General features: G+C 65.0%; 25 protein-coding genes. 14 read left to right on the forward strand and 11 right to left on the reverse strand.

The genetic code is table 11. The features are described from left to right. Window positions 1–78: 78 nt before the first annotated feature. Entirely contained in the window at window positions 79–966 is an 888-nt protein-coding gene (locus tag CHB74_RS02225; RefSeq protein ID WP_089217936.1) for a peptidylprolyl isomerase, read from the reverse strand. Window positions 967–1,170: 204 nt separating this feature from the next. Beyond that, window positions 1,171–2,112, reverse strand: coding sequence for a class I SAM-dependent methyltransferase (locus CHB74_RS02230; protein ID WP_179220672.1), 942 nt, complete (start codon window positions 2,110–2,112; stop codon window positions 1,171–1,173). 210 nt (window positions 2,113–2,322) lie between these two features. Between CHB74_RS02230 and aguB the strand changes: the two genes are divergently transcribed. Then, window positions 2,323–3,171 carry an N-carbamoylputrescine amidase gene (gene aguB / locus CHB74_RS02235; protein WP_089217938.1) on the forward strand — a complete coding sequence of 283 codons (849 nt, stop codon included), beginning with the start codon at window positions 2,323–2,325 and terminating at the stop codon, window positions 3,169–3,171. 12 nt (window positions 3,172–3,183) lie between these two features. Here aguB and CHB74_RS02240 read toward each other — a convergent pair whose 3' ends face one another. Beyond that, on the reverse strand, window positions 3,184–4,086 hold the full coding sequence (locus tag CHB74_RS02240) for a LysR family transcriptional regulator (protein ID WP_089218018.1): 903 nt from the start codon (window positions 4,084–4,086) through the stop codon (window positions 3,184–3,186). 125 nt (window positions 4,087–4,211) lie between these two features. Here CHB74_RS02240 and CHB74_RS02245 point away from each other — a divergent pair, with 125 nt between their 5' ends. Beyond that, window positions 4,212–4,562, forward strand: coding sequence for a UrcA family protein (locus tag CHB74_RS02245; RefSeq protein ID WP_179220673.1), 351 nt, complete (start codon window positions 4,212–4,214; stop codon window positions 4,560–4,562). A 19-nt stretch (window positions 4,563–4,581) separates the two neighbouring features. Here CHB74_RS02245 and CHB74_RS02250 read toward each other — a convergent pair whose 3' ends face one another. Beyond that, the gene (locus CHB74_RS02250; RefSeq protein ID WP_089217940.1) at window positions 4,582–6,009 is read right to left on the reverse strand and encodes an alginate export family protein; all 1,428 of its coding nucleotides are present in this window, start codon (window positions 6,007–6,009) and stop codon (window positions 4,582–4,584) included. Between the two features lie 206 nt (window positions 6,010–6,215). Between CHB74_RS02250 and CHB74_RS02255 the strand changes: the two genes are divergently transcribed. Genes CHB74_RS02255 through CHB74_RS02265 form a run of 3 tightly spaced genes read left to right on the forward strand, consistent with a single transcriptional unit; the run spans window position 6,216 to window position 9,752 of the window. Then, entirely contained in the window at window positions 6,216–7,604 is a 1,389-nt protein-coding gene (locus CHB74_RS02255) for an amidohydrolase family protein (protein ID WP_089217941.1), read from the forward strand. Further along, a complete protein-coding gene (locus tag CHB74_RS02260; protein WP_089217942.1) occupies window positions 7,601–8,743 on the forward strand; it encodes a dipeptidase in 1,143 nt (380 codons plus the stop codon). Before CHB74_RS02255 ends, CHB74_RS02260 begins: the two co-directional genes overlap by 4 nt. Window positions 8,744–8,747: 4 nt before the next feature. After that, entirely contained in the window at window positions 8,748–9,752 is a 1,005-nt protein-coding gene (locus tag CHB74_RS02265; protein WP_245842538.1) for an ornithine cyclodeaminase family protein, read from the forward strand. Here the strand turns inward: CHB74_RS02265 and CHB74_RS02270 are convergent. From CHB74_RS02270 to CHB74_RS02285, 4 genes are read right to left on the reverse strand one after another with little or no spacing between them, the layout of a single operon-like run. Further along, window positions 9,749–10,804 (reverse strand): sulfate/molybdate ABC transporter ATP-binding protein, encoded by a 1,056-nt coding sequence (locus CHB74_RS02270; protein ID WP_089217943.1) that lies wholly within the window; start codon window positions 10,802–10,804, stop codon window positions 9,749–9,751. The two genes, CHB74_RS02265 and CHB74_RS02270, sit on opposite strands and share 4 nt — an antisense overlap. Further along, window positions 10,801–11,640: a sulfate ABC transporter permease subunit CysW gene (gene cysW / locus CHB74_RS02275; RefSeq protein WP_089218020.1), complete on the reverse strand. Its 840-nt coding sequence runs from the start codon at window positions 11,638–11,640 to the stop codon at window positions 10,801–10,803. Before cysW ends, CHB74_RS02270 begins: the two co-directional genes overlap by 4 nt. Beyond that, a complete protein-coding gene (gene cysT / locus CHB74_RS02280) occupies window positions 11,640–12,476 on the reverse strand; it encodes a sulfate ABC transporter permease subunit CysT (protein WP_089218021.1) in 837 nt (278 codons plus the stop codon). The genes cysW and cysT overlap by 1 nt, the downstream gene beginning before the upstream one ends. Window positions 12,477–12,528: 52 nt before the next feature. After that, entirely contained in the window at window positions 12,529–13,560 is a 1,032-nt protein-coding gene (locus CHB74_RS02285; RefSeq protein ID WP_245842540.1) for a sulfate ABC transporter substrate-binding protein, read from the reverse strand. 17 nt (window positions 13,561–13,577) lie between these two features. On the opposite strand from CHB74_RS02285, the gene CHB74_RS21510 reads away from it, so the two are divergent. Both CHB74_RS21510 and CHB74_RS02290 read left to right on the forward strand, forming a co-directional pair. After that, a complete protein-coding gene (locus CHB74_RS21510; protein ID WP_144033690.1) occupies window positions 13,578–13,946 on the forward strand; it encodes a hypothetical protein in 369 nt (122 codons plus the stop codon). 147 nt (window positions 13,947–14,093) lie between these two features. Continuing rightward, window positions 14,094–14,561 carry an aminoacyl-tRNA deacylase gene (locus CHB74_RS02290; protein WP_089217944.1) on the forward strand — a complete coding sequence of 156 codons (468 nt, stop codon included), beginning with the start codon at window positions 14,094–14,096 and terminating at the stop codon, window positions 14,559–14,561. 61 nt (window positions 14,562–14,622) lie between these two features. Here CHB74_RS02290 and CHB74_RS02295 read toward each other — a convergent pair whose 3' ends face one another. The 3 genes from CHB74_RS02295 to CHB74_RS02305 form a co-directional block, all read right to left on the reverse strand. Beyond that, window positions 14,623–15,381 carry a class I SAM-dependent methyltransferase gene (locus CHB74_RS02295; RefSeq protein WP_089217945.1) on the reverse strand — a complete coding sequence of 253 codons (759 nt, stop codon included), beginning with the start codon at window positions 15,379–15,381 and terminating at the stop codon, window positions 14,623–14,625. A 103-nt stretch (window positions 15,382–15,484) separates the two neighbouring features. Beyond that, window positions 15,485–16,801: a metallophosphoesterase gene (locus CHB74_RS02300; protein ID WP_089217946.1), complete on the reverse strand. Its 1,317-nt coding sequence runs from the start codon at window positions 16,799–16,801 to the stop codon at window positions 15,485–15,487. A gap of 68 nt (window positions 16,802–16,869) precedes the next feature. Continuing rightward, window positions 16,870–19,128: a TonB-dependent receptor gene (locus tag CHB74_RS02305; RefSeq protein WP_089217947.1), complete on the reverse strand. Its 2,259-nt coding sequence runs from the start codon at window positions 19,126–19,128 to the stop codon at window positions 16,870–16,872. Window positions 19,129–19,308: 180 nt separating this feature from the next. On the opposite strand from CHB74_RS02305, the gene CHB74_RS02310 reads away from it, so the two are divergent. The 7 genes from CHB74_RS02310 to CHB74_RS02340 all read left to right on the forward strand — a co-directional run bounded on the left by CHB74_RS02310 (window position 19,309) and on the right by CHB74_RS02340 (window position 26,715). Next, the gene (locus CHB74_RS02310; protein ID WP_089217948.1) at window positions 19,309–19,929 is read left to right on the forward strand and encodes a TetR/AcrR family transcriptional regulator; all 621 of its coding nucleotides are present in this window, start codon (window positions 19,309–19,311) and stop codon (window positions 19,927–19,929) included. Between the two features lie 99 nt (window positions 19,930–20,028). After that, window positions 20,029–20,883, forward strand: a complete 855-nt coding sequence (locus CHB74_RS02315; RefSeq protein ID WP_218821364.1) for an acid phosphatase — start codon at window positions 20,029–20,031, stop codon at window positions 20,881–20,883. A gap of 425 nt (window positions 20,884–21,308) precedes the next feature. Beyond that, window positions 21,309–23,609 carry a TonB-dependent receptor gene (locus CHB74_RS02320; RefSeq protein ID WP_245842542.1) on the forward strand — a complete coding sequence of 767 codons (2,301 nt, stop codon included), beginning with the start codon at window positions 21,309–21,311 and terminating at the stop codon, window positions 23,607–23,609. 126 nt (window positions 23,610–23,735) lie between these two features. Beyond that, window positions 23,736–24,443, forward strand: a complete 708-nt coding sequence (locus CHB74_RS02325; protein WP_089217950.1) for a glutathione S-transferase N-terminal domain-containing protein — start codon at window positions 23,736–23,738, stop codon at window positions 24,441–24,443. Between the two features lie 100 nt (window positions 24,444–24,543). Next, complete coding sequence (locus tag CHB74_RS02330) at window positions 24,544–24,825, forward strand: iron transporter (RefSeq protein WP_144033692.1); 282 nt, start codon at window positions 24,544–24,546, stop codon at window positions 24,823–24,825. Next, window positions 24,822–26,408: a PepSY-associated TM helix domain-containing protein gene (locus tag CHB74_RS02335; protein ID WP_089217952.1), complete on the forward strand. Its 1,587-nt coding sequence runs from the start codon at window positions 24,822–24,824 to the stop codon at window positions 26,406–26,408. The genes CHB74_RS02330 and CHB74_RS02335 overlap by 4 nt, the downstream gene beginning before the upstream one ends. After that, window positions 26,398–26,715 (forward strand): DUF3325 family protein, encoded by a 318-nt coding sequence (locus CHB74_RS02340; RefSeq protein ID WP_089217953.1) that lies wholly within the window; start codon window positions 26,398–26,400, stop codon window positions 26,713–26,715. The genes CHB74_RS02335 and CHB74_RS02340 overlap by 11 nt, the downstream gene beginning before the upstream one ends. The last annotated feature ends 3 nt before the right edge of the window (window positions 26,716–26,718 follow it).

Below are 26,718 nucleotides of genomic sequence, written 5' to 3' on the forward strand. Positions count from 1 at the left end.
AACATCGCTTCCGTTCGGCGCATCTTCAGCGCTACTTAAAACGGGCGCACGTTCATCACCGGCATTTGCTCGTGCAGGTCAGGGCTTGCGGCGCACCGGCGGCTGCAGGTTGCAAATGTCGGCGGAGCCGGCCGGGCGGATAAAGAAATCGTCCTGCCGGTTCGCGCGCGCCTTCACCCAGGCGGCGAAGCTGGGGGAGCCCTGGCGCAATATCTGATAGGCCGGCCGCTCGGCCGCCGGCATGTCCGATCCCAGTCGGATGCTGCCGATGCCGATACGCTGTTCCGGCCGGGCGTAGAAACCCAGCGCCTCCGTTCCGCGCGGGAGAGCGGCAAGCCTGTCCATCCCTTCGAGCACGCGACCCACCGTTGCGATATTGCGATCGAGGTGGCGGGGGCCATGGCCGATCACCGCGTAAAGCTCCGCCCCGGTACCGGTATCGGGCGCCATGCCGCGCCCGGCGCCAACCATGCCGTAGCAATGGACCAGCCACGCCGCCTTGCCGTCGCTTGCCGCCGGCCAGCCGCCGGCATGGCCGGCCTTGGGTGCATAGGCGTCGCGATAGGGCAGCGCCTGGAAGCCGGACCCGGCCACGGCGCGATCATATTCGGCCGGTGGGGAAGCGACGGTGCCAATGCTGAGTTGCTTGCGCTCGGTGGGGTCGCCCCATTGGGTGACATAATTGTCCTGCACGCGGTTGATGCTGGTATCATCGAACCAGCGGGCGCGGGCGAGCGTGCGGATATTGGCGACATGAACGGGCGCGAAGGCAGGCGCCAGTTCGATCGCCACGCGGCCACCATCGGCCAGATCCATCACCAGCAGGTTTTCCGGCGCGACATCCACCCAATCGGCCGCAGGGGCCGCCGCCACGATCTGCGACGGCGTCGGCGGCGCGGCGCCTTGGGCAAGGGTCGGGAAAAGGACGGCAAGCGCGCCGGCAAGCGCGGAGGCGGAATATTTCATGTCCGTATCGTGCCATGGCGACGGCCACCGTGCAAAGCCCCAGCAGGACATCGTAGAGACCCGTGGGCAGCGCCCCCTGCCCGACCTTCCGGCCATTCAACTCGACGCGTCAGCCGCCCGCTAGTGGAAGGTCGTCCAGATCATATTGCCCAGCATTTGGAGCTGCCCCTCCCTGCCCCACGCCTCCGGGGAGGGGCGCACAGCTCACTTCTCGCAAATCTGGCGCGGCCGGCCGATCAGCATCAGGTGCGTCGCATGGTCTATGAAGTGCGGGTCGCCGCCATATTGGCGCTCCAGCCGGTCGAGATCGCGATAGAAATCCACATCCTCGCCAACGCGATCGGGGTTCCAGCGCGGATCGGGCGCGAACCGGCCGTGGAACAGGTCCAGCCCGACCAGCATGCTGTCCAGATGCGGGGCAAATAGCTGGTCCAGTTCGGCCGCCGCGAACAGGTGCGACGAAAATTCGAAGTGGCGGCCATCGCGCAGGTCCACCTCCAGCCGGTCGATCGCATTGTCCTGGCGGAACCACTCGGCGCTTTCCACGCCGTCGACATAGATGGTCGGCGTGCTGCCGATCGCACGGGTCGTCACGATCAGGTGGCCGCCCGTCACCCGCGCCAGTTCGGCCGCCACGCCCGCGTGCCGTTCCACCGGCAGATGGTTCAGCACGCCATAAAGGCACAGGCACAGATCGACCGATCCGCTCTGTTCTGGCAGCGGCTGGGTGATATCGCCGAGTTCGAACTCGCAGGCGGCGCCGGGCAGCGCGGCGGCGCGACCCGCCACCTTCTGCGCCAGCACGATCTGCTCGGGCGAAATATCGAAGCCGCGCGCGACGACGCGGGTGAAGCCCAACAGATGCGCGCGCAGCAGGATGCGGCGCATCCAGGTGCCCGGCCCGCAGCCGGCGTCGAGCACGGTCAGCGTTTTCTGGCCGCTTTCGGCCAGCGCCACCAGCGTGCGTTCGATCACCGCCCAGATGCGCCGGTCGCCATAAGCATAGCGGCCATCGAAATCGTAGATGCGGTGCGGATCGCCATCGGCATAGTTCAGATAGGCTTCGCCGGCGAGGTCGTAAGCGCGCGCGGCTTCGTCGATGCATTCGGGCGGCGGCGCCGTCCGCGTCAGGGCTACAGCAGACATCAGGTCACTCCGTGGATGCGGGCGCCGATCGGCGGCCCGGCCCTCGCGGTGGAGGAGCGACAGCCCAGATAGATCACCGGCCCGTAAAGATTCCATGGCGATGTTGGCCGCCGCCATTAAGATCGCATGTGGATGGTCCGGTCTTCCGGGCTTGGCGATCGGGCCCGCCATGCCTATCTGGGCGCGCCTGCCCCCCGGGAGTTTCCAGCGATGACCGAAGTTACCGTAGCCGCCCTCCAGCTCGCGCTCAGCGACGATGTGGATACCAACATCAAGGCGGTGTCCGAACTCGTGCGCGAAGCGGCGGCCAAGGGCGCGCAGGTCATCCTTCCGCCGGAACTGTTCGAAGGCCACTATTTCTGCCAGGTCGAAGATGAAGGCCTGTTCGCCCGCGCCAAGCCCACCGCCAGCCATCCGGCGGTGCTGGCGATGCAGAAGCTGGCGGACGAACTCGGCGTGTTCATCCCGACCAGCTTCTTCGAAGCCGATGGGCCGCACCATTATAACAGCCTCGCGATGATCGGGCCGGATGGCAAGGTGATGGGCGTCTATCGCAAGAGCCACATTCCCGACGGGCCGGGCTATGAAGAGAAATTCTATTTCCGCCCCGGCAATACCGGCTTCAAGGTCTGGCCGGCCGCCAGCACCACCATCGGCATCGGCATCTGCTGGGATCAATGGTATCCCGAAACCGCACGCGCAATGATGCTGATGGGCGCCGAACTGCTGTTCTACCCCACCGCCATCGGCAACGAACCGCATGATCCCGATCTCGATACCAGCCGTCTGTGGCGCCGCGCGATGATCGGCCATGCGGTGTCGAACGTCGTGCCGGTGATCGCGTCGAACCGCATCGGCACCGAAAATGCGATGACCTTCTATGGCCACAGCTTCATCACGAACGAGCGCGGCGATCTCGTCGCGGAATTCGGGCGCGACGAAACCGGCGTGCTCGTCGCCACGCTCGATCTCGATCGGGTGAAGCGCCACCGCGCCGCCTTCGGCTTCTTCCGCGATCGCCGGCCGGAACTCTACGGCCGCCTCGCACAGGACATCTGACGCCCAGAGACGCTAAATGGCCGGGATCGCGCGTTCCCGGCCCAGCCGCCCCAGCCGTTCGCCCAGAAAATCCATCACCGCGCGCACGCGCGGGGTGTGGCGCACCCGTTCGTGGGTCAAAAGCCACAGCCCGCGTGCCTCGCCCGGCATGGGATCGAGGCAGCGGACCAGATCGGCCTCGCCCTCCGCCATGAAGCAGGGCAGCACCGCCAGCCCGATCCCCGATCGGATCGCCGACAGCAGGCCGGTTTCGGAATCATGGTGCATCGCCACCTGCCCTTCCAGCCCGCTGCGTTCCAGCCAGGCGCGATAGACGCGCCACACGCCCGGCCCGCCGCCGCCGATGAAGGGGTGCCCGGCCAGTTCGCGCCGTCGCGTCGGCCGGCCATGCCGCGCGGCATAATCGCGGCTGCAATAGACGGTCCACATGTCGTCGGCCACGCGGCGGCCGGCCAGCCCCCCACCGGTAGGCCGATCGGCACTGCGCAGCGCCACATCGGCCCCGCCCGCGCCCAGATCTCGCACCTCGTCGCTGGTATCCAGTTCGATGCGGATGCCGGGATGCGCGGCGTGCAGATCGCGCAGGATCGGCGCCAGCACGGTGACGGCATAAAGCTCCTGCGTGGTCAGCCGCACGGTGCCGCTCACCTCGCGATTATAGGCCGCCGCGGCATCGGCGAAGCCCATCGCCGCCGTCTCCACCGCCTCCGCTTGCGCCAGCAGCGCCTCGCCCGCCGCGGTCAGCGCATAGCCAGCCTGCCGCCGCTCGAACAGCAGCAGCCCCAGCCCGGCCTCCAGCGCCGCCACGCGCCGCGCCGCCGTCGTCTGGCTCACGCCCAGCGTGCGCCCCGCCGCCAGCGTGCTGCCGCTATGCGCGACCGCCAGAAAATAGCGCAGGTCGTTCCAGTCGATCATGGCGCACATTCTGCGCTTTTGCAGAACGCACATGCAACATCGTTGTTCGTCCCGACTCAACGAACGGGCGTATTCCGTCGCTGTGCCGGCACCACCAGCCGCACGGATATTCCACGGAGAGCATGATGAAGACGATGCTTGCGCTCGCCGCGCTTGGCAGCGCTTTTTGGGTTCCGCCCGCTTATGCCGGCGCCCCCGTCGGCGGCCCCATCGGCGGTGATACCCGTCAGGCCGTCGCCCATGCGGATCTCGATCTCGCCAATCCGCGTGATCGGGCGATCCTCGATCGCCGCCTGCGCAGCGCGGCCGAGGCCGTCTGCGGCCCGATGTCGAGTTCCGACCCCAAGGGCGGCAACGAAATCCGCCAGTGCCGTGCCGAAACGCTGGCCCGCGCCACGGCCGAGCGCGACCGGCTGGTCGCCGCCGCCCAGCCCGCCACACCAACCCGGCTTGCGGCCGGCGGCGGGCAGGACTGAACGGCCGGCAACCCGGCGATCAGAGGTCGAAGATCAGATCGATATAGGCATATTTGGTGTCGCCGGTATCGGGCGCATTGGGCGCATCGTGCAGGAAGCGTCCCTTGGCCAGATAGGCGACACCCGTGTCCAGCCGCAGCAGATCGGGGATCAGCGTGTGACGCACGCGCGCCTCGATCTGGTGGCCGGCAAAGCGCCCGGAAGCGCCGGTGCGATCGCGCACGCCGGTTGACGAGAAGCTGTCGGTCGCCTCCTCCAGCCACAGCGCCCGATACATCACCGACGCGTCGGTGCGCTTGTCCGGCCGCACGTCCAGCCGCACGCCGGGCGACGACAGGTTGGAACGGCCGACCGCGCCGTAAAGGCTCGTCGGGCCGAATTCGAAGCGCCGCGCACCATAAAGATTGTCGAAGCGGTTATAGGTCCGCGCCGAAGGCCCGTCGCCGCTGGCTTCGTCGAAATGCACCGAAACGCGCGGGCTCCACGCCCCGCCAAAGGTCTTGCCGATCTCGGCGTGGACGAAATAGGCCGAAACGTCGAGGTCGGTCAGGTCCGCCGCCGCCGTGCTCCCGCGTGTCTCGCCGAATTGGTAAGCCGCCTCCAGATCGAAGTCGAACGCGCCGTTGGCAGGCTTGCGCGCCAAGCGGAAGCCGGGCGTGAACAGCCGGCGGTCGCGCGTCTGGCGGGTCGCGGAATCGCGTTCGAACAGGCGATAGCCGTAAACTTCCAGCGTGCCGTTGCCGAACACATTGGCCTTGGTCAGGCTGCCGCCGAACAGTTGCAGATCGGTGGTTTCCTGATCCCATTCGACGCGATCGTGGCGGATGCCGTCGGCATCGTCGGGCAAGCGAATCTGCGGCATCGACCAGAGCAGGATCAACCGGTCGCCCGCCTTGCTGCGCCAGTCCACATAGGCGCCGGTATAGGCGTTGGTGGTGTTGCGGAACGCCTGCCGCGCGATCAGGCGGCGCGATCCGATGTCGAGCGTGAAGCGGCCGGCCTTCGCCATCGCCTTCGATCCGCCCGGCAGATCATCAAAATCCAGGCCGATATAGGCCTGCACCAGTTCCATGGCATTCACCTCGGTGGTGCCCGCCGAACTGTCCTTCTTCTGGCCGTAGGTGCGCGCATCCCACAATTCGCCGCCCACCCGCACCGGGCCGGCATCATATTCGGCGAAGATGTCGGTCTTGAGCGACCACATGAAGTCGTCCTCGGCGGCGTTCGGCCGGAACTGGCCGTCAATCCCCTCGACGCGGGAACGCACGCTCGCCTTCAGGGTCAGCCCTTCCGGCGCCCCCACGGCTTCCAGCAGCGGATTGCTCTCGGCCTGCGCGGTGCCGCTCGCCAGCACGGAAAGGGATGCGGCGATAAGCCAGTTGCGAACATGTCGGCCCGCACGCACGGGGTTCGGGTGGGCATCGCCCCGCCCGATCTCGGTCACCATCTGATCGGAACTCCAATAAGGTTGCGCACTCTTTATAGGAGCCCAATCGCGCGCCCGGCCTTCAGGCTGGTTAATATTGCAGCAACGGACGCGAAACAATCGCACCCGACGGCTGCAAGCTTGCGCTCAGCGAAACGCCCCACCGCTTGCTACTATTCTCCACGTCCAGCTAGGGTCCGGCCACACTTCGTAGCACAAAGGCGCCAATGTCGAACCCTCGCAGCATCCTGAAGGCCATCACCCTGATCGGCCTCCTGTCGCTCGGCGTGGCCGCGCAGGCCGCAACCCCCGCCCCTTATGCCGCCCCGGCCAAGGGCACGCGCACCATCTATCGCAACGCCGCGCTGATCGACGGCACCGGCGGGCCGATGCGGCGCGGCATGGCGATCGTCGTCGATGGCGATCGCATCGTCGAAGTGGTGGGTGATCGCGATATCTCCGCCGCCAGCCTCGCCAGCGGCAAGGTGGTCGATCTCGGCGGCCGCTATGTCCTGCCCGGGCTGATCGACAGCCATGTCCACGTCGCCACCCCGCCCGATCGCAAGCGCGCGGAAGCCGTGCTCCGCCGCAATCTTTATGGCGGCGTCACCGCTGTGCGCGACATGGCGGATGACCTGCGTTCGGTCGCCGAAATCACCCGCGCCTCGCTGGTCGGCGAAATCGCCGCGCCCGATATCTATTATGCCGCGCTGATGGCCGGCCCCAGCTTCTTCGATGATCCGCGCACGGCGGCGGCGGCGATGGGCGTCACCCCCGGCAAGGTGCCGTGGATGCAGGCGATCGACGACAGCACCGATCTGCCCACCGCTGTCACGCTGGCGCGCGGCACGTTCGCCACCGCGATCAAGGCCTATGCCAACATGCCCGGCCAGACGGTCGCGGCGATCGTCGCCGAAGCGCATCGCCAGGGCATGCCCGTCTGGGCGCATGGCGCGATCTTCCCGGCCACCCCGGCGGATGTTGTCGCCGCCGGGCCGGATGTGATCAGCCATGTCTGCTATCTTGCCTATCAGGCGTCGGATGCCGTTCCCGGCTCTTATCAAAAGCGCGTTCCCGTTACTTATGATCGCTTCGGCAAGACTGGCAGCCCGGTCACCGCCGCGCTGTTCAAGCAGATGGCGGAACGGAACATCATCCTCGACGCCACCGGCCGCGTCTATCTGGACTATGATGCGCGGGCGAAGGCGCACCCGGAAAAGCCCGCGCTCTGCACCGCCGATCTCGCCGCGCGCCTGATTGCCCAGGCCCGCGCCGCCGGCGTCCAGATTTCCACGGGCACCGATGGCACCGCCTCCGCCGATGATCCCTGGCCGGAACTGTATGACGAACTGGTCTATCTGGTCGAACAGGCGAAGATGCCGGCGGCCGAGGTGATCCGTTCCGCCACGCTGGTCGGCGCGCGCGCCGCCGGGCAGGAAAAGCATATGGGTACGATCGCGGCCGGCAAGTTCGCCAACTTCATCATATTGGCGAAGAACCCGCTGGAAAATATCCGTAATATCGAAAGCATCACGACCACGGTGAAGCGCGGCCACGCCTATCCGCGTGCCGATTTCCGGCTGCTCACCAAGGATGAACTGGGGGACGATGAATGACGGGCGCCACCGACAGACGGTCCTTCCTCGCGCTCGGTGCGAGCGCCATCGCCGCGCCAGCTTTGGCCTCGCCCGCGCTGGCCTGGGCGGCCCCGGCCGATCCGATCGCGAACATGATCGTGATCAACGCGCTCGGCGGGATCGACAATCCCAATGATCGCACCGAACGCGATCGGCCGTTTCTCGATGCCCGCGCGCTGGCCGATGCCCGCGCGTCGGGGCAGACGGCGGTCAACGTCACCATCGGCTATGTCGCCGGACCCGACGATCCTTTCGAAAAGAGCGTGCGCGAAGTGGCGCAATGGGATCGGCTGATCCGCGCTCACCCCGCCGATCTGGTCAAGATCCTCACCGCCGCCGATATCGAACGCGCCAAGGCCAGCGGCAAGACCGGGCTGATCCTCGGTTTCCAGAACGGCGCGATGATGGGCAAGGATGCCGCCCGCGTCGATATCTTCGCCGATCTCGGCGTGCGCATCATCCAGCTCACCTACAATCCCGCCAACCAGCTTGGCGATGGTTCGATGGCGCCGGAAAACCGGGGCCTCACGCCTTTCGGGCGGGAAGTGATCGAACGGCTCAACGCCAACAAGGTGATGGTCGATCTTTCGCACAGCGGCCAGCGCACCTGCCTCGAAGCGGCGCGCTTCTCGTCGCGGCCGATCTCGATCAACCATACCGGCTGTCGCGCCGTCACCGATCTGCCGCGTAACAAGACGGACGAGGAATTGCGGCTGGTGGCCGACAAGGGCGGGTTCGTCGGCATCTATTTCATGCCCTTCCTCAACCCCACCGGCCATGCCCGCGCGGCCGATGTCGTCGCCCATATCGATCATGCCGTGAACATCTGCGGCGAGGATCATGTCGGCATCGGCACTGATGGCGGCACCAGCCAGATCGACGATCTCAAGGCCTATGAAGCCGTGCTGGCCAAGGAAATCGCCGATCGTCGCGCGGCGGGCATTTCGGCAGCGGGCGAACGGCCCGACACCTATCCCTTCGTCGTCGATCTGCGCGGGCCGGATCAGTTCCGCAAGCTCGCCCGCCTGCTCGATCAGAAGGGCTATTCGACCGGCCGGATCGAAAAGATCCTCGGCCAGAACTTCCTTCGCCACGGGCGCGAAATCTGGGGGGCCTGATCCGATGTCGGATCCGATGCCCGATCCAATGATCGTCATCGGCCGCGAAGATGTCGCCCGGCATCTCGATATGGCCGCCTGCATCGGGCTGATGCGCGATGCGATGGCCGCGCTGTCGCAGGGGCGCACCCGCCAGTTGCTTCGCCAGATCATCGATTTCGACGATGGCAACGCCTTTGGGGTGATGCCCGGCGCGATCGACGATCTCGCCTTCGGGGCCAAGCTGGTCAGCGTCTATCCCGCCAATTTCGCGCGCGGGGTGCAATCGCATCAGGGCGTGCTGGCGCTGTTCGATCCCGCGTCGGGCGCGCCCGTCTCCATGATCCACGCGGGCGAGGTGACGGCGATCCGCACCGCCGCCGCCTCGGCCGCCGCCACCGATGCGCTGGCCCGGGCCGACGCGCATCGCCTCGCCATCCTCGGCTATGGCGAACAGGCGTGGCAGCATGCGGTAGCGATGCGCCATGTCCGCCCGATCTCGCACATCGCCATCTGGGGTCGCTCGCCCGAACGGGCAGCCGCCTTCGCGGCACGGGTGTCGGCAGAACTCGGTCTCCCCGCCACGGCCGCCCCCGATGTCGCCACCGCCGTCGCCGATGCCGATATCGTCTGCACCGTCACCGCCGCGTCGCAGCCGATCCTCTTTTCCGATCAGGTGCGCGATGGCACGCACCTCAACATCGTCGGCTCCAGCCGCGCCGGCCCGGTCGAAATCGACGGCGCCCTCGTCGCCCGCGCCCGGCTCTTCGCCGATCACCGCGAATCCGTCCTCCGGCAAGGCGCCGAAGTTATCAACGCGCTCGAATCCGGCCTGATTTCGGAAGATCATGTGCAGGAAATCGGCCAAGTTTACAGCGGCGCCCTCCATTCAGGCACCACAAAGCTGACGGCCAACCCCACCATCTACAAATCGCTCGGCTCGATCGTCCAGGATCTCGCCGCCGGCTGGCACCTCTATCGGCTGGCGCGGGAACGGGGTTTCGGCACCGCCATCCCCGCCTTCGGCTAGGCTTCCGCCCGGCCGGCGTAGAGCTTGACCCGCGTCGGGCGGACGATGATCCGTTCGCCCACCTGCGGCGCGCCTTCAACCGGCACGTCGATCTCGACCAGCCGGTCGAGCCCGTCCAGCTTGCCTTCCACCCGGATCGACCCGCTGTTCGGCCGGGTGAGCGTGACGGTAGCGGCAAGGCCAGCCTTGTCGTCGGCCACGATCTCCGCGTCATGCGGACGGAAGAACAAGCGCGCCGGTCCGTCGCCCGGCAGCGTCGTGCCCGCCGGCAGCGGCAGCGTGCGATCGAACAGCCGCGCCTCGCCGCCCGCAATCGTCACCGCGACCTGGTTGGATTCACCGACGAAATCGAACACGAAGGCGCTGGCCGGCTCGTCATAGATCTTCTGCGGCGTATCGATCTGTTCGATCACGCCATGATCCATCACCACCACGCGATCGGCGAGTTCCAGCGCCTCGTCCTGATCGTGCGTCACGAAGATCGAGGTCAGGCCGACGCTGTCATGCAGTTCCCGCAGCCAGCGCCGCAGATCCTTGCGCACGCGGGCGTCGAGCGCGCCGAACGGTTCGTCGAGCAGCAGCAGCCGCGGTTCGACCGCCAGCGCGCGGGCCAGCGCCACGCGTTGCCGCTGGCCGCCCGAAAGCTGCGCGGGATAACGCTTGCCGAGATGGCCGAGCTGCACGAGGTCCAGCAGTTCCTGCACCCGCGCCTGGATGACGGACTTGGCCGGCCGGTCGCGACGCTTGCGGACGGTGAGGCCGAAGGCGACATTGTCCGCCACCGTCATGTGACGGAACAGCGCATAATGCTGGAACACGAAGCCGACACCGCGATCCGCGACCTTCAGGTCGGTGATATCGTCACCATCATAATAGACGCGGCCCGTATCCGGGAATTCCAGCCCCGCGATGATCCGCAGCAGGGTCGTCTTGCCCGATCCCGATGGGCCAAGCAGCGCAAGGAATTCACCCGGTTCGATCTCGAGATTGATGTTCCCGAGCGCGGTGAACCCCCCGAAATTCTTGCTGATCGTGTCGAGCTTGATGCTCAATGCCCGGTCCCCTTGCCGTGATAGTCGTAGCGCCATTCCAGGAAGCTCTTCAGCACCAGCGTGACCAGGGCCAGCAGGGCGAGCAGCGACGCGACAGCAAAGGCAGCGACGAAATTATACTCGTTATAAAGAATCTCGACATGCAGCGGCATGGTGTTGGTTTCGCCCCGGATATGCCCCGAAACGACCGACACGGCGCCGAATTCACCCATGGCGCGGGCGTTGCACAGCAACACGCCATATAGCAGGCCCCAGCGGATATTGGGCAAGGTGGCGTGCCAGAAGGCCTGCCAGCCCGACGCGCCGAGCGACAATGCCGCTTCCTCGTCGTCGCGCCCCTGTTCGGCCATCAGCGGGATCAGTTCCCGCGCCACGAAGGGAAAGGTGACGAATACGGTGGCGAGCACGATGCCCGGCACCGCGAAGATGATCTGGACATCATGTTCGGCCAGCCACGGCCCCAGCCAGCCCTGTGCGCCGAACAACAGCACATAGATCAGACCCGATACGACCGGAGAGACCGAGAAAGGCAGGTCGATGAAGGTGATCAGGATGCTTTTGCCCGGAAAATCGAACTTGGTGATCGCCCACGCAGCCGCGACGCCAAAGGCGATGTTCAGCGGCACGCTGATCGCCGCGACGGTGAGGGTGAGCTTCATCGCCGCCAGCGCATCGGGTTCGAGCACGGCATCGGCATAAGCGCCGATCCCGCTGGCCAGCGCCTGCGCGAAGACCACCAGCAGCGGCATGACCAGAAACAGGCCGAGAAAGCCCAGCCCCAGCGTCATGATCGTCGCCCGCGCCAGGCGGGATTCGGAAGTGGCTCCGTTACGCATCAGTCGACCGTCCGCCTGCGGCTCCACGCCTGGAGCAGATTGATGAGCAGCAGCAGCGAGAAGGACGCGATAAGCATCACCGTCGCGATCGCGGTGGCGCCGGCATAATCATATTGTTCGAGCTGCGTGATGATCAGAAGCGGAGCGATTTCCGTTTCATAGGGCATGTTGCCGGCAATGAAGATGACCGACCCATATTCGCCCACGCCCCGCGCGAAGGCGAGCGCGAAGCCCGTGAGCAATGCGGGCAGGATCGCCGGCAGGATCACACGGCGGAAGGTCTGCGCGCGGGTGGCGCCCAGCGATGCCGATGCTTCCTCCACATCCTTGCCGATATCGGCGAGCACCGGTTCGACCGACCGGACCACGAACGGCAGCCCGATGAAGACCAGCGTGATGACGACGCCGAACTGGGTGAAGGCCACCTTGATGCCAAGCGGTTCAAGATACTGGCCGATCCAGCCATTATCCGCGTAAAGCGAGGTGAAGGCGATGCCGGCCACCGCCGTCGGCAGCGCAAAGGGCAGATCGACGAGCGCATTGACCACGCGCTTGCCGACGAAATCGTAACGCACCAGAATCCACGCGATCATCAAGCCAAAGACGGCATTGATGAAGGCCGCCCCCAGCGACGCGCCAAAGCTGAGGCGATAAGCGGCGATCGCGCGTTCCGACAGCGCGACGCTGGAGAAATGATCCCACCCCATCCCGGCCGTCTTGATGAACACGGCCGACAGCGGGATCAGCACGATCAGGCATAGCCAGGTGAGGCTGAGGCCGAAGGTGAGGCCGAAGCCCGGAATGATCGAGGGCGCGCGAAAGCATGGCCGACGCATGCGATGCCCGGGCGGAATATGCCCCGCTGTGGCGGTTGCCGTCATCCGCGCCTCAACGCCTGATCTTGGCGAAGATGGAATCGAATTTCGCGCCATCCGCGAAATAGGTGGCCTGCGCCGCCTTCCAGCCACCGAATTCCTGATCGATCGTGACCAGATTGAGCTTCGGGAAGGTGCCCGCATAGCGGGCCGCCACCTGCGGATCGCGCGGGCGATAGAAGTTGCGGGCGATCATGTCCTGCGCTTCGGGCGTGTAGAGATAATCCAGATAGGCCTTCGCGATTTCGCCGGTCTTGTGCTTCTTCACATTGGCATCGACGACGGCGACCGGCGGCTCAGCGAGGATCGAGATCGACGGCACGACCACTTCGAACTTGCCGGCGCCGATTTCCTTCGACGCCAGATAGGCTTCGTTTTCCCATGCGAGCAGCACATCGCCGATGTTGCGCTCCGCAAAGGTAGTGGTGGCGCCGCGCGCGCCCGAATCGAGCACCGGCACATTGGCGAGGAGCTTGGACACATAGGCTTCCGCCGCCGCATCCGATCCGCCCGCCTTGCGGCCATAAGCCCAGGCCGCCAGGAAGTTCCAGCGCGCGCCGCCGCTCGTCTTCGGGTTGGGCGTGATCACCTTCACGCCGGGCTTCACCAGATCGCCCCAATCCTTGATGCCCTTGGGATTGCCCTTGCGGACGAGGAACACGATGGTCGAGGTGTAGGGCGAGCTATTGTCCGGCAACCGCGTCTGCCAGGCGGCATCGAGCAGCCCCGGCTTCGCGGCGATCGCGTCGATATCATAAGCCAGCGCCAGCGTGACGACATCCGCCTCCAGCCCGTCGATCACCGAGCGGGATTGCTTGCCCGATCCGCCGTGGCTCATCTTGAAGGTCACGTCCTGGCCGTGTTCCGCCTTCCACTTGTTGGCGAAGCCGGCATTGACCTCCTTATAAAGCTCCCGCGTCGGATCGTAGGACACGTTGAGCAGGACGATCTTGCCGTCCTGATCCTTGCCCCCGCCCGAGCAGCCTGCCAGCGCGGCGGCGCCGAGGAGCATGGCGATCGTGAACACTCGTCTGCTGATGGGCATGATGGCCGCTCCCTCCGATGCGCCCTCATATCTCGATCGGCCGAGTAGAGAACAAAGCAATCTTTGCAAAACGCGAAGCTGCCTTTGCGGGGCACCCGAAGCTGCTGTTCCGGCATTCGCATTTCCTGCGCCGCCACCTACCGGAATCGACCGCACAATCCTACCTCGCGTCCGTTACATTTCTTGAACGAAGCGATCTCGCCCGTTCTCATAAGGGCAAAATCCGCCACGCCGGCCACCTGCGCGGTGCCCGATTTCGGGATGAATTTTTCCGGCATCGGAACCGCGGCGCATCGAAATCCATCCGCGCCTGCCCACCGATGCCGCCATCACGAAAATCGGGTCCTCACGCTGGATTCGATCCGGAGGATTCAATCCCGGTGTGACGTCGAGGTTCCCTTTACGGCCACGCGATCCGCGACGGATCGAACGCCCCGGCCGGACGTTGATAGCTTCAGCCGCCGCGGCCGCTGGCCTGGTCCTCTTCCCGCTTGGGCCGCATCAGATGCGGGAACCCTTCGGGGAGGCTTGCGATGAGCATTGCACCTAAATTGCGCGAATATCTCGACGCTCAACATGCCGATTATGATCTGGTGATCCACGCACCGACAAGTTCGGCCCGCCAGAGCGCCGCCGTGTCCCACATACCCGCCGAACAGATGGCCAAGGCCGTGCTGCTCGATACCTATGGGGATTATCTGCTGGCCGTGCTGCCGGCCGACCGGCGCATCCAGTTGGCCGACCTGCGCGCCGAACTGGGCCAGAAACCGAGGCTGGCGGGCGAGGAAGAAGTGGGGATGATCTTCGACGATTGCGCGGTCGGCGCGATCCCGGCGCTGGGATCGGGCTATGGCGTGATCACCATCGTCGACGATTGTCTGGAAAGCGAAGCCGAAGTCTATATCGAGGCCGGCGACCATGCATCGCTGGTCCACATGGATCAGGCGGAGTTCGCACGGCTGACCAGCACGGCCCGCCACGGGCGGTTCAGCGAACGCTGATCCGGCATGGGGTTGCGGGCGGATAGCGCCGCCCGCCCCCTGCCCAGACGATCTGGGCCCGTCAGCCCGGCTTGCGGAAACGGAAGACGAAGCGATCCGTCTTGCCGCGAACGGCGGGATCGAACACCTCCTTGGCGTGATCGTCCTGCCCGGTCATCAACAGATCGGATTCGCCCTCAAGCACGAAGCCCGCCCGCTGAAAATCGGCCTTCACCACGGCGGGATCGATCCGGTGAAGCTTATCGACCACCGCGCGGGTATCGCCCCCGGCGTCGGCGGCGTGATCGACGACGCCGACCACGCCCCCCGGTTTCATCGCTGCGTAAAGCCGCTTCAAAGCCTGGTCCGGATCGACGCGGGGATAGTGATACTTCTCACTTTCCCAATAGAAATCATGATATTCGAGGTGGATCAGCGCAAAATCGAAATCGGCCGGCTTGAACCGTAGATCAACGACGCTGCCCTTTTCCAGCCGGTCATTGGGATTGCGTGCAAGGAGCCGACCCCAGGCCGCGTCCAGCTTCGCGGTGTCGCCATCTTCCGGCGTCGCATTGACGAACGACACCACCGCGCCCTGCGGCCCGACCGCCTTGGCGAGCAATTCCGAATAATAGCCGCCGCCAGCCATCAGATCGAGCACACGCATACCGGGGCTCACGCCGAAATAGTTGAGCAGTTCAACGGGCTTGCGCCCGGCATCGGCCGCCAGCGCGGCCTCCGACCGGCCGGGTGCCTTCAGGATGTCGGCGGACACTTCGGCCTGAACGGGCACGGCCAGCGCCATCAACCCGGCGCCGAGCAACGGCAGAATGATCTTCATGGTCGATCCCTCCCCAAAAGGAATGGGCGGACGCTATCGCGCCCGCCCACCGGAAAACAGGATCGTTGGTCGACGCGTCACGTCGCCGATCGAAAGCCCGGCGTCAGCGCGCCACTTTCGCCGTGCGATCGAAACGCTGGCGGAAATCGCCAAGATCGATGACGAAATCATCGGCCGCCATGAACTGATCGTCGGTCATCTTCGGCTGTTCGTGCGGGCGATACCATTTGGCGTAGTCCGGCGTGTCGCCGCTCAGCTTCTTATAATGGGTCGAGAAGGTCTTGACGTGGATCGCCGGCTTTTCCGCGCCAAGGTCGAAACGCATCAGCCGCAGCCAGCCATCACCGATGCCGGTCGGCCCCCAGCCGGGAATGGGCTTCACCCCGGCGTCGAGCGCCGATTGACCGCGATCCTGATAGTCGGCCAGCACCTGATAGACATTGTGGCCGAACTTGTTGCGATCAACCCGCATCGCCTGACCATGCTGGTGGCCGCACAGGACGAGGAAGATCTGGTCGTGCTGGCTGATGAACTTCTGCCAGACCATCTCGGGATTATTGTCTTCGGGGTCCACGGCATGCGCGTCGATCAGCGGGTTCGCCTCGCGACGGCCGTTCTGGTCCATATAATCGTGCGTCGACACGATCGTCGGCAGGCCGGGATATTGCGCGACCACCTTCGCCGCCCATTCCAGCGAGCTGTTGGGCGCATCGAACTGCAGGCCGATATGCAGGAAGCGATAGCCGCCGGCTTCGAAGATCTGCGCGCTATCGGCCCCGCCATCATTGCTGGCGACATACCAGGGCTTGCCCTTGAAGAAGGGCGTCTCGGCACCGAACACCGACTTGAAGTTGGAAAGGCCGCCCGGATGGAGCATGCCGATCGTCGTCAGATCCTTGGGGTTGATCTTGGCGGCCGGCGGATGGTTGGCGTCCGTCCACATCGCGTCATAGTCGTGATTGCCCGGCACGACCGAGAAGGGCACCTTGCCCGCGATGATCTCGAAGCCCTTTTTCGCGGCCGGCATCTCGATCGCATGCACCTTGGGCGTCGGCGCGAAATGGGCGCCGAAGATCGGGTTGGGAACGGATTTGAAGCCGCGCGCCTCATGCCCCGGATCCATCGCCAGCGTCTGATGCTGCCACACATCGCCAAGCGAGGTTACGAAGGCGATGTCGCCACCCGCACTTTCAAGATTGTCCGCCACATATTGCATCTGCGCGAAGAACATCTCGTTCGCGTCGAAGGGAAAGCCCTCGGCCTTCTGATGGGTGTAATCCATGTAATTCTGGGTGTCCGGCAGCACCGCGATGGTGAAGCTGGTATCGGGCTGCGCTTCGCGCGCGAGCGCCGGCACCGCCGCAAGGGCCATCGCCGAGGCGAGCAAGGCGCGCCGGGTGAATTGGGTGATGAACGCCATCCTGTCTTTCCCTTTCGTCACATTATCGACCGCCCTGCCCCATTGTTTGCGGGCAGGACGGCCCCCTCTCAAAACTTGAACTTGAATTCGGCGCTGAACATGCGCGGCTGGCCGGCGATGAAGCTCGGAATGCCGAAATTGTCGCCCGTATTGCCCGCGTCGATCACATAATCCTGGTTGAGCGCGTTCTTGAGCGCGACCTCCACACCCCAGCGTTCATCCTCGCTCCGCAGGCCGAGGCGCAGGTTCAGCAGGCCATAAGCGTTCTGATATTCGTCGACGGCGAAATCGGCGGGCTGAAGCCCGCTCCTGTCATTGTCGTCATCGAAGAAGAACTTGGACTGCCAGCTATAGGCCGGATTGAAATAGAGCTCGGTCGCGCCGATCGGTGCGGTGAAGAAGGCACCGACCGAGAAGGTGTGATCCGGCGCGTTACGGAAGCGGTTGCCGTCATAATCACCGCTGGTCAGCCGGGCATGGTTGTAGCTGTAATTGGCGAACAGCGTTGCCCAGCTTGCCGGTTTCGCCTGCACTTGCCCTTCGAAGCCATAGGCTTCGGCCTCACCGGCATTCACCGTCGTCAGCGTCCCGTCGATCGTCTTCACCGTCTGGAAGTTGCTGTAATCATAATAATAGACCGAGCCGTCGAAGGTGAGTTTGCCGGCCAGCGCGCTGCCCTTCAGCCCCAGTTCGTAGGAATTGACGATTTCCGCCGGCGCGGTCGAGGCGCTGGCGGTCGACGAGATGTTGAGCGCGGGTGAACGACGGCCACGGCTGTAGGTGAAATAGCTGTTCACCGTATCGCCCAGCTTATATTCGGCGGCCGCGCGCCAGCTGAAGCCGCTGAACGTGCCATCGGTGCGGAGCGTCGCGCCATTCGCGGTCGGCTGGAAGAAGATGCCGCCGCCGGTGAGGCGGCTGGCGCCGTTGGGCAGCGTGCCGACGACAGTCGCTTCCTTCTTGTCGTGGGTCCAGCGCAGCCCGCCGGTCAAGGACAGGCGATCGGTGACGTCGAAGGTGCCGTCGCCATAAAGATCGACGGTCCTGGCGCTTTGGGCGAAGGTGGAATCGTCGATATGCGCCGGCTTGAGGAAGCCCCCGGCAGGCCCGAGCGCGGCAAGGATCTCCGCCTCCGTCATCCCCATCGGCGCGGCGCGGAGCAGGCCGCCGGTGAACAGCAGCGCGGTCGCGCGTTCGTCGAACTGGAAGATGTAGCGATCGCTGTTCGACAGATCGACATAGGACGCGCCGAATATGCCGTGGAAGGCGCCGTCATTGTCATAGCTCAGGCGCACTTCCTGCGTGGTCTGATCCCCCCAGGTTTCGCCGACGCCGGCGATGATGTTCATCCATGTGCCATCGGGATCGAAGGATTCCACATTGCGATATTTGCGGTATCCGGTGATCGAGTTGAGCGTGAAGGCGTCGTTCAGTTCCCAGCTACCAAGCAGCGTCACATCGTCGATCGTACGATCGATATAGAGCCGATTGCCGGCCAGTCCGCCGAAGGAGCCAAGCACGACGCCGCTGCCCGGTTCGAGATCGCCGACGACAGCGCCGGTCTTGGGATCGCGCGGCAGGAACATGTTGGACTTGAAGCCCGTGCCGCCGTTCGGCGTATTTTCCTCGCGATTATAGATCAGGTCGAAGCGCAGGTTGGATGCCGGGCTGAAGCGAACGGCCGCGCGATAAGCGAGCGTATCCATCGCATTGAAATCGGCTCCGCCCGCCAGGTTTTCGATATAGCCGTCGCGCTTGCGCTGGCGCACGGCGACGCGCACGGCCAGCACGTCATCCACCAGCGGCGCATTGGCGACGCCTTCGACCAGCCAATAGCCATAATCGCCGATGCCGAGCGTGCCCTGCAGCTCGAAATCATTGCCGGCCTTCTTCTGGATGATGTTGACGCCGCCGATCAGCGCGCCGCGGCCGAACAGCGTGGATTGCGGCCCCTTGGCGATCTCGATCCGTTCCTCGTCATAAAGCTCGAAGCTGGACGCAACGGCGGCCGAGGTGGAGACGCCGTCGAGATAGATCGACACGCGCTGTTCGCCGATACCGTCCGACGTGATGCCCCGGATCACGAAGCCCGGCGCGCCGACGCTCTGTTCGCGCACTTCGAAACCGGGGGTGTAAAGGCTGACATCCTCCAACGTGTCGGCGCCGATATTGTCGAGCGTGCGAGCATCGAAGGCCGAAAGGCTGAGCGGCACATCGAGGATCGATTGCGCCCGTTTCTGTGCCGTGACGACGATCACCTCCCCCGGTGCCTCGGCAGCTGCGGCTGCCGCTGCCGCAGGGTCCGCCAGCGCGGGCGTGGCCAGCATCGAGGTGGAGAGGGCAAGAACAAGCGGAGAGATCCGATTTCCAGACAGCGTCACGAAAAACCCTTTCACAAAAGCGTCATAGTTTCAATACAACGATGTATCGTTTTTATTTTCGATGCGGGGCTGTATTGGAAGCCGGAGACAGTTCCGTGAAACGGCCAAGTCGTTTAGGAGACAGCGATGCAGGAGAACGGCACCGAGCCGGCGACGCGCGGTCGCCCGTTAAGCAGCGAGCTGGATGAAGCGATATTGGAAGCGGCCTGCACGGTGCTTGCGCGGCAGGGCTATCGCGGCTTTTCGTTCGACGCGGTGGCGCGCACCGCCGGCACGACCCGACCGGCGATCTACCGGCGATGGACCAATCGCGACGAACTGCTGCTGGCGACGCTCGATCACGCGATGCGGATCGAAGGCGCGCCGGCCGACATCCACCTCACCTTCGCCGCGCTGCCGGACGCCGATCTGCTGGCCGCGTTCGAGGAAATGGCGCTGACCTTCGCCCGGATCGTGAGCGAGCCCCGGGCCAGCGCGGTCAGCATCTCCGTCTCGGCCGCGATGTATGAGGATGATGCGCTGCGCGCGCTGGCGCAATCGCACCATTATGATCGGCGCCGGCCGCTGGAGGACATGATGCACCTGCTGTGCGATCGGGGGCTGCTGCGCCGCGATATTCCCGTGGCGGACCTGATCCACGCGCTTGTCGGTGCCGTGCATTATCGATCGAGCATGATGCTGGAAGCGATCAACGACGCCTATGTCGTCAATGTCGTCCGCCTGATGACGCGGCCTGCCCGCGACTGAGACGATCGGCGCCGGGAAACAGGTAAGTGCTCACCTGTTGTTTGCGACGCGGCCGAAATGTAATGCGGCCCGGTGACCAGCAACAGTGGGAGTAGGATAGTGGGCAACAGCAGAATTAGCGCGACGTTGGGGGCGATCGTCGCCAGCACCATTCTGGCCGCCTGCGCCCATTCGGCGCCTGCGGAAAACCAGCCGGCGCCGGCCATGGCGGCGAATCCGGGCACGGTCGACAAGATGAAGCTGCCGCCGGGCTATCTGCCGCGCACCGCCATGCCCGACAGCCTGGCCTTGCTGCCCCCGCCGCCCGCACCGGATTCGGCTGCAATGAAGCGCGACGAAGAAGCGCGCGACGCGGCGGTGAAATTGCGCGGCACGGCCCGCTACACGCAGGCCGCCACCGACGCGGTGATCGGCTTCCCCCAGATCCCCAATGATTTTTCCTGTGCGATGGGCATCGCCATCACGCCGGATACGACGCCCAAGCTCTATGCCATGATGGCCAAGATGACGATCGACGTCGGCCTTTCGACCTATGGCGCCAAGAACAAATATATGCGGGTGCGCCCCTTCGTCGCCCATAATGGCGCGACCTGCTACGCCAAGGACGAACAGTTGCTCCGCAAGGATGGTTCCTATCCGTCGGGCCACAGCGCGCTCGGCTGGGGATGGGCGCTGGTGCTGGGCGAGGTCAACCCGGAGCGCGCCAACGCCATCTACCAGCGCGGCCGCGAATTCGGCCAAAGCCGCCTGATCTGCGACGCGCACTGGCAGAGCGACATCGATGCCGGCCGCGTGATCGGATCGGCGGCGGTTTCGCGCCTGCATGCCGACCCGGCCTTCCTTGCCGATCTGCAGGCCGCCAAGGCCGAGGTGGAAGCCGCCAAGGCCAAGGGCAGCACCCCCACCGTCGACTGCGCGGCGGAGGCTGCGGCGCTCGCAACCGTGGCGCAATAAGCCGCGCGATCATCAAGCCGGCATCGTCCTGAATGGAGACGATGCCGGCCGTGCGCCCGGTGCGACACCACCGCCCGCACCATCTTTGACGCCCAGAACGGCGCCATTCGTTCCGCCCGTCAAAAATGAAATCAGCCCCGCTCAAGGGCTTGTCCGGGCACTGTGTCTGGGCCGCACCAGCCGGCGGCAATCTCGCTTCCGCCCCGCTTTTGGCGCGGACAGTTTTCCGCGCTTCGATTAGCATCGCCCCACCGATCAAGGCCGGCCGACAACCGCATCGGCGCCCGAAAAGGTCTCGGCGTGTAAGTGGCGCGCGTATCCGGACAACGCAGGCGACCAGACCTGCGCGACCACCGGAAAACTCATGGGAGCAGCAATAACCAACGACCTTGTGGGGAGGATTCATGACATCCTATCAAAAGGGTATGGCGCGCCTTCTGGCGTCGGCCTCGCTTGCCGCCATCGCAACCCCCGTCGTCGCCCAGGAACAGGCGACATCACCCGCCCTGGAAGACATCGTCGTCACCGCGCAGAAACGCGAAGAACGCCTGCAGGATACGCCGCTGGCCGTGACCGCGCTGAGCGAAGCGACGATCGAGGCGCGCGACATCACCGATGCCAGCGATCTTTCCGCCGTGGCGCCAAACCTGATCGCGACGATCACGCCTTCGTCCACCGCCAATGTGGCGCTTTTCATTCGCGGCATCGGCACCGCGGAACCGATCCTGACGATCGACGCACCGGTCAGCCTTTATGTCGACGGCGTCGTGCTCGGCCGTTCGACGGGGGCCGTGTTCGATCTGGTCGAGTTGGAGCGGATCGAGGTGCTGCGCGGGCCGCAGGGCACGCTTTACGGCCGCAACACGACCGGCGGCGCGGTGAACCTGATCGCCAAGAAGCCCGCCGACGAATTCGGCGCGAAAGGCACGATCAGTTACGGCAATCTCGATTACAAGCAGGCGCGCGTGACGCTGGATACCGGGCAATGGGGCGATACCGGGCTGCGATCCAAGCTGTCCTATCTCCACAAGGAACGGGACGGCTATTTCAACGATCTCAACCAGCCCGACGGGAATGATCCGGGCGCCTATAATCTCGACGCCTTCACCATCGCCATCAGCTATGATCATGGCGGCCCGTTCCGCGCCAATTACACCTTCGACTTCAACGATCGCCATAGCTGGGCGGTGCCGTTCCAGGTGGTCGCGATGCGGCCGGATATCTTCGCCTATCTGAACGTATCGCCGCAGCTGGGCGGCAACGCGCCGGTGGTGGCCCGCGAACGGCTGGATGCGCTGCGGCTGGACATGGGGCCGATCCACGACAAGGTGCAGGGCCACGGATTGTCGATGGAACTCGATCTCGGCGACAATCTGATGCTGAAATCGCTGACCGGGCGCCGCATGTGGGACAACCGGCAGACCAATGGCGATCTGGACGGCAATTCCGGCCTTGTCGGCTTCGTCGTCAGCCCCGCCATCCTCGCCCCGCCCAACCCGTTCATCCCGCTGGGCGTGCGGACGGTGAACCTGTTTTCCGCCAGCAACACGCGGCATCAGGATCAATGGTCGCAGGAATTCAACCTCGTCGGCAATTTCGACAGCCTCGATTTCGTGTTCGGCGCCTTCTATTTCGACGAGGATTCGAGCGAGAATAATCCGCAATTCCTGACGATCGTGCAGCCGCTGGCCAACCCGATCCCGCTGGGGCCGGGCATTTCGACGCCCGGCTTTGGCATCAACATCGCCACTGGCCCGAAATATCAGCATGAATCGACATCGAAGGCCTTGTTCGGCCAGGCGACATGGCACGCGACCGACAAGCTGAGCATCACCGGCGGCCTGCGCTACACCTGGGACAAGAAGCATCTCGATCAGGAAACGACGTTCCGGCGCGATCTGACGCGCAAGTTCAACGAGCCGACATGGTCGGCCAGCGTCGATTATGAATGGAACGACGACATCATGACCTATGCGCGGGTCGCCACCGGCTATCTGGCCGGCGGCTTCAACGCGCGATCGGCCAATGCCGGCTTCGATCCGGAAAAGATCACATCCTACGAAGCGGGCGTGAAATCCGAGCTGTTCGATCGGCGGCTGCGGCTGAACCTCGCGGCCTTCTACGCCAAATATAAGGATATCCAGGTGCAGCAGTTCGTCGCCGGATCCGGCGGCGCGACGAGCATCACGGTCAACGCCGGCAAGGCGACTTATCAGGGTATCGAGGCGGAAGCGATGGCAGTGCCGATCGACGGCCTGACCTTCAACGCCACCATCGGCTATGTCGATCGCGACTATCAGGAGTTCCTGGTCCTCGATCCCGCGACCAACACGATCGTCGACGAGGCCGACAATGCCAAGTTCGGCTATTCGCCGGCGACGACGATCAATCTGGGCGGCCAATATGAATTGCCGCCGTTCGACTTCGGCACCTTCACCGCGCGGCTGGACTACACCTATCGCGGCAAGGTCTATTACCATCCACTGACGCGTTTCGCGCCGTTCAACGACGTAATCTCCGACGATTCCGTCGGCCTGCTGGACGGGCGACTAACCCTTTCCGACATCGCCATCGGCGGCAGCAAGGCCGCGCTCTCCGTCTGGGGCAAGAACCTGACCAACGCCAATTACCAGAATGCCGGCATCGATTTCGGCAGCCTCGGCTTTGCCGGGGTCGCCTGGGCCGAAAAGCGCACCTACGGCATGGACCTCAAGTTCGAGTTCTGATCGCTTGCCCCTGCTCCGGCCGCTCATGTCGGGCGGCCGGAGCCCCCTTCCCCCCGATCACCGCAACCATTTGCGGTGCCGCCATGCCGGCTTATGGTGCCATGCGAGCCTCCCTGGAGTTTCGCGATGCCCGATCTATCTACCTTTCCCATCACCCGCCGCTGGCCGGCCCGGCACCCGGACCGCATTCAGCTTTATTCGCTGCCGACACCCAATGGCGTGAAGGTGTCGATCATGCTGGAAGAGATCGGCCTGCCCTATGAAGCGCACCTGATCGACATCGGCGCCAACGAAAGCTGGACGCCCGAATATCTGGCGCTGAACCCCAACGGCAAGATCCCGGCGATCATCGATCCGCACGGCCCGAACGACCAGCCGATGGCGCTGTTCGAATCCGGCGCCATCCTGCTCTATCTCGCGGAAAAGAGCGGCAAGCTGCTGCCCACGGACCCGGCCCGCCGCTACGAAACGATCCAGTGGCTGTTCTTCCAGATGGCCGCGATCGGCCCGATGTTCGGGCAGGTCGGTTATTTCCACAAATTCGCGGGACGGGAGATTGCCGACAAGCGACCGCTGGAACGCTATCGCGACGAAGCCAAACGGCTGCTCGGCGTGCTCGAAGGGCGGCTTGAAGGGCGCCAGTGGATCATGGGTGATGACTATACGATCGCCGATGTCGCCACGATCGGCTGGGTGCGCAATCTGATCGGCTTTTACGAGGCGGCCGAACTGGTTGACTATGGCCGGTTACGCGCGGTGCCCGCCTGGCTGGAACGCGGCCTCGCCCGGCCTGCCGTCCAGCGCGGGCTGACCATTCCGGGCCGGGATTCATAAGCTCCAGGCCCATCAATTGCTATCGATTTGCATTTGCCCAATTGGCCCGCAGCTGATAGTTGCGAATTGATCGCAACAGTAGCGTGGCGGACCGAGGGTGATGACGGGGCGGGCAGTACGAACGCATATGGTGGCGCGGTGCGCGACGGCGTTGGTGGGCGGATATGCCGCCGCTGCCGGGATCGCGAGCCTGATCGCGCGCCTGCTTCCCGTGCCCCGCGTTGAGGCGACGGCGTGGGGCATGATCCTGTCCTTCCTCATCTACGCCTGTTTCGGCCTGTGGGCGTTCCACCAGCCCCGACTGAGTGTGGTCGCCGCCGTGATCTGGGGATCGGCCGCGCTTTCAATTGCGGCGCTGTTCCTGCTGGGCGTGCGGGCATGAAGGGCAATGGCGTGCGCCAATCCATGGCATGGATCCATGGCTGGCTGGGCCTGATCGCCGGGTGGATCCTGTTCGCCATGTTCCTGACCGGCACGGCCAGCTATTTCCGGCCGGAAATCACGCGCTGGATGCAGCCGGAACTGGCCGCGACGCCGGTATCGCCCGATCGCGCTGCGCAATCGGCCGTCGATCATCTTCAGGCCATATCGCCCGACGACGAGCTATGGTCCCTCTTCCTGCCGGACGATCGCACCCATGCGACGCGCATCTTCAGCCGGGCGCGCGCCAATCCCGATCCGGATGCACCGCCCCCGCCCCGCCGCCCGGAACTGCGGCTGGACCCTGCGACCGGCCAGCCGTTGACGGCACGCGAGACCAAGGGTGGCGAGCATTTCTATCGCTTCCATTTCCAGCTTCAGATTCCGCATCCCTGGGGCCGGTGGCTTGCGGGCCTGTGTGCGATCTTCATGCTGGGGGCGATCATTTCCGGCGTGATCACCCACAAGCGCATCTTCGTCGATTTCTTCATGCTGCGCTGGAACAAGGGGCAACGCAGTTGGCTCGACGCGCATAATGTGTCGGCGGTGCTGGCGCTGCCCTTCCACGCGATGATCACCTATACCGGGCTGATCACGCTGGTGCTGATGTATATGCCCTGGCCGATCACCGCCAATTATGCCGAGCCCGCGGCGTTCCACGCCGAGGCATTTGGCGAGGATCCCGAGGTCGAACCGTCGGGCCGCCACGTCCCGCTGGTGCCGATCGCGCCGCTCGTCAGGGCGGCGTCGGCCGAATGGCAGGGCGGCCGGGCATCGCGCGTCTTCATCCACAATCCCAACGACGCCACGGCCACCGTCACGATCGTCCGCCATGGCGCCGATACGCTGAACGCGCGCAGCGCATCGATCACCTATTCGGGCGCGGATGGCCGCCGGCTTTCGGCATCCCCCGCGCAGGGTGCCGGCCTTGCCACAGCCGGCGTGATGCTGGGCCTGCACGTCGGCTGGTTCGCCGGGCCGGCCTTGCGCTGGACCTATTTTCTGCTGGGGCTGACCGGCACGACGATGGTGGGCACCGGGCTGCTGTTGTGGACGGCCAAGCGACGCAAGGGCGCCACGCCATTTTTCGGCTTCCGTCTGGTGGAACGGCTCAACATCGGCGCGATCGCCTGCCTGCCCGCCGGCATGGCCGCCTTCCTGCTCGCCAATCGCCTGATCCCGGCCAACATGGCGGGGCGGGCCGACATGGAAGTGGCGGCGATGTTCTGGACGTGGTTCGGCCTCGCCGCGCTTTCGTTGCTGCGCCCCGCCCGCCGCGCATGGACGCAATGCCTGACGATCGCCGCCGTCGCATTCGCCGCCGTCCCGCTGGTCAATGCCCTCACCACCGATCGCGGTCTGCCCGAAAGCCTCGTCACCGGCGACGGCCTGTTCATCGGCTTCGATCTGGCGATGATCGCGATCGCCACCCTGCTCGGCTTCGGCGCGTGGCGCGCATCGCGGGTTCCGGCCGTCATCACGCGCAAGCGAACGGCACGCCCGCCCGTCCTCTCGCCAGCGCCGGAGATGGCCGATGCCGCTTGAAGCCGGATTGTTCGCTTATGCGGCGATGGCCAATCTTGCGCTGGCCAATCCGCGCCACCGCAAGGCCCCGCTGCCGCCGGTGACATTCGACACGCGGGGCGCGCGGGCCATGGGCATCGCGCTGCTGGCCATATCGATCCTTTTCGCCTTCACCCGCTTCGGCGCCTATCAGGGCGCGGTGGCGTGGATCGGCATGACGAGCATCGCGGGCGTCGCACTGGTGCTGCTAATGTCGCGCTGGCCACGGCTGGCCCTCGGCCTCTGGCTACCGGCAACGGCCATCGCGGCCTTGTGCCTGATCGGCTGAGGT

This window comes from Edaphosphingomonas laterariae, assembly GCF_900188165.1.
Classification (GTDB): domain Bacteria; phylum Pseudomonadota; class Alphaproteobacteria; order Sphingomonadales; family Sphingomonadaceae; genus Sphingomonas_E; species Sphingomonas_E laterariae.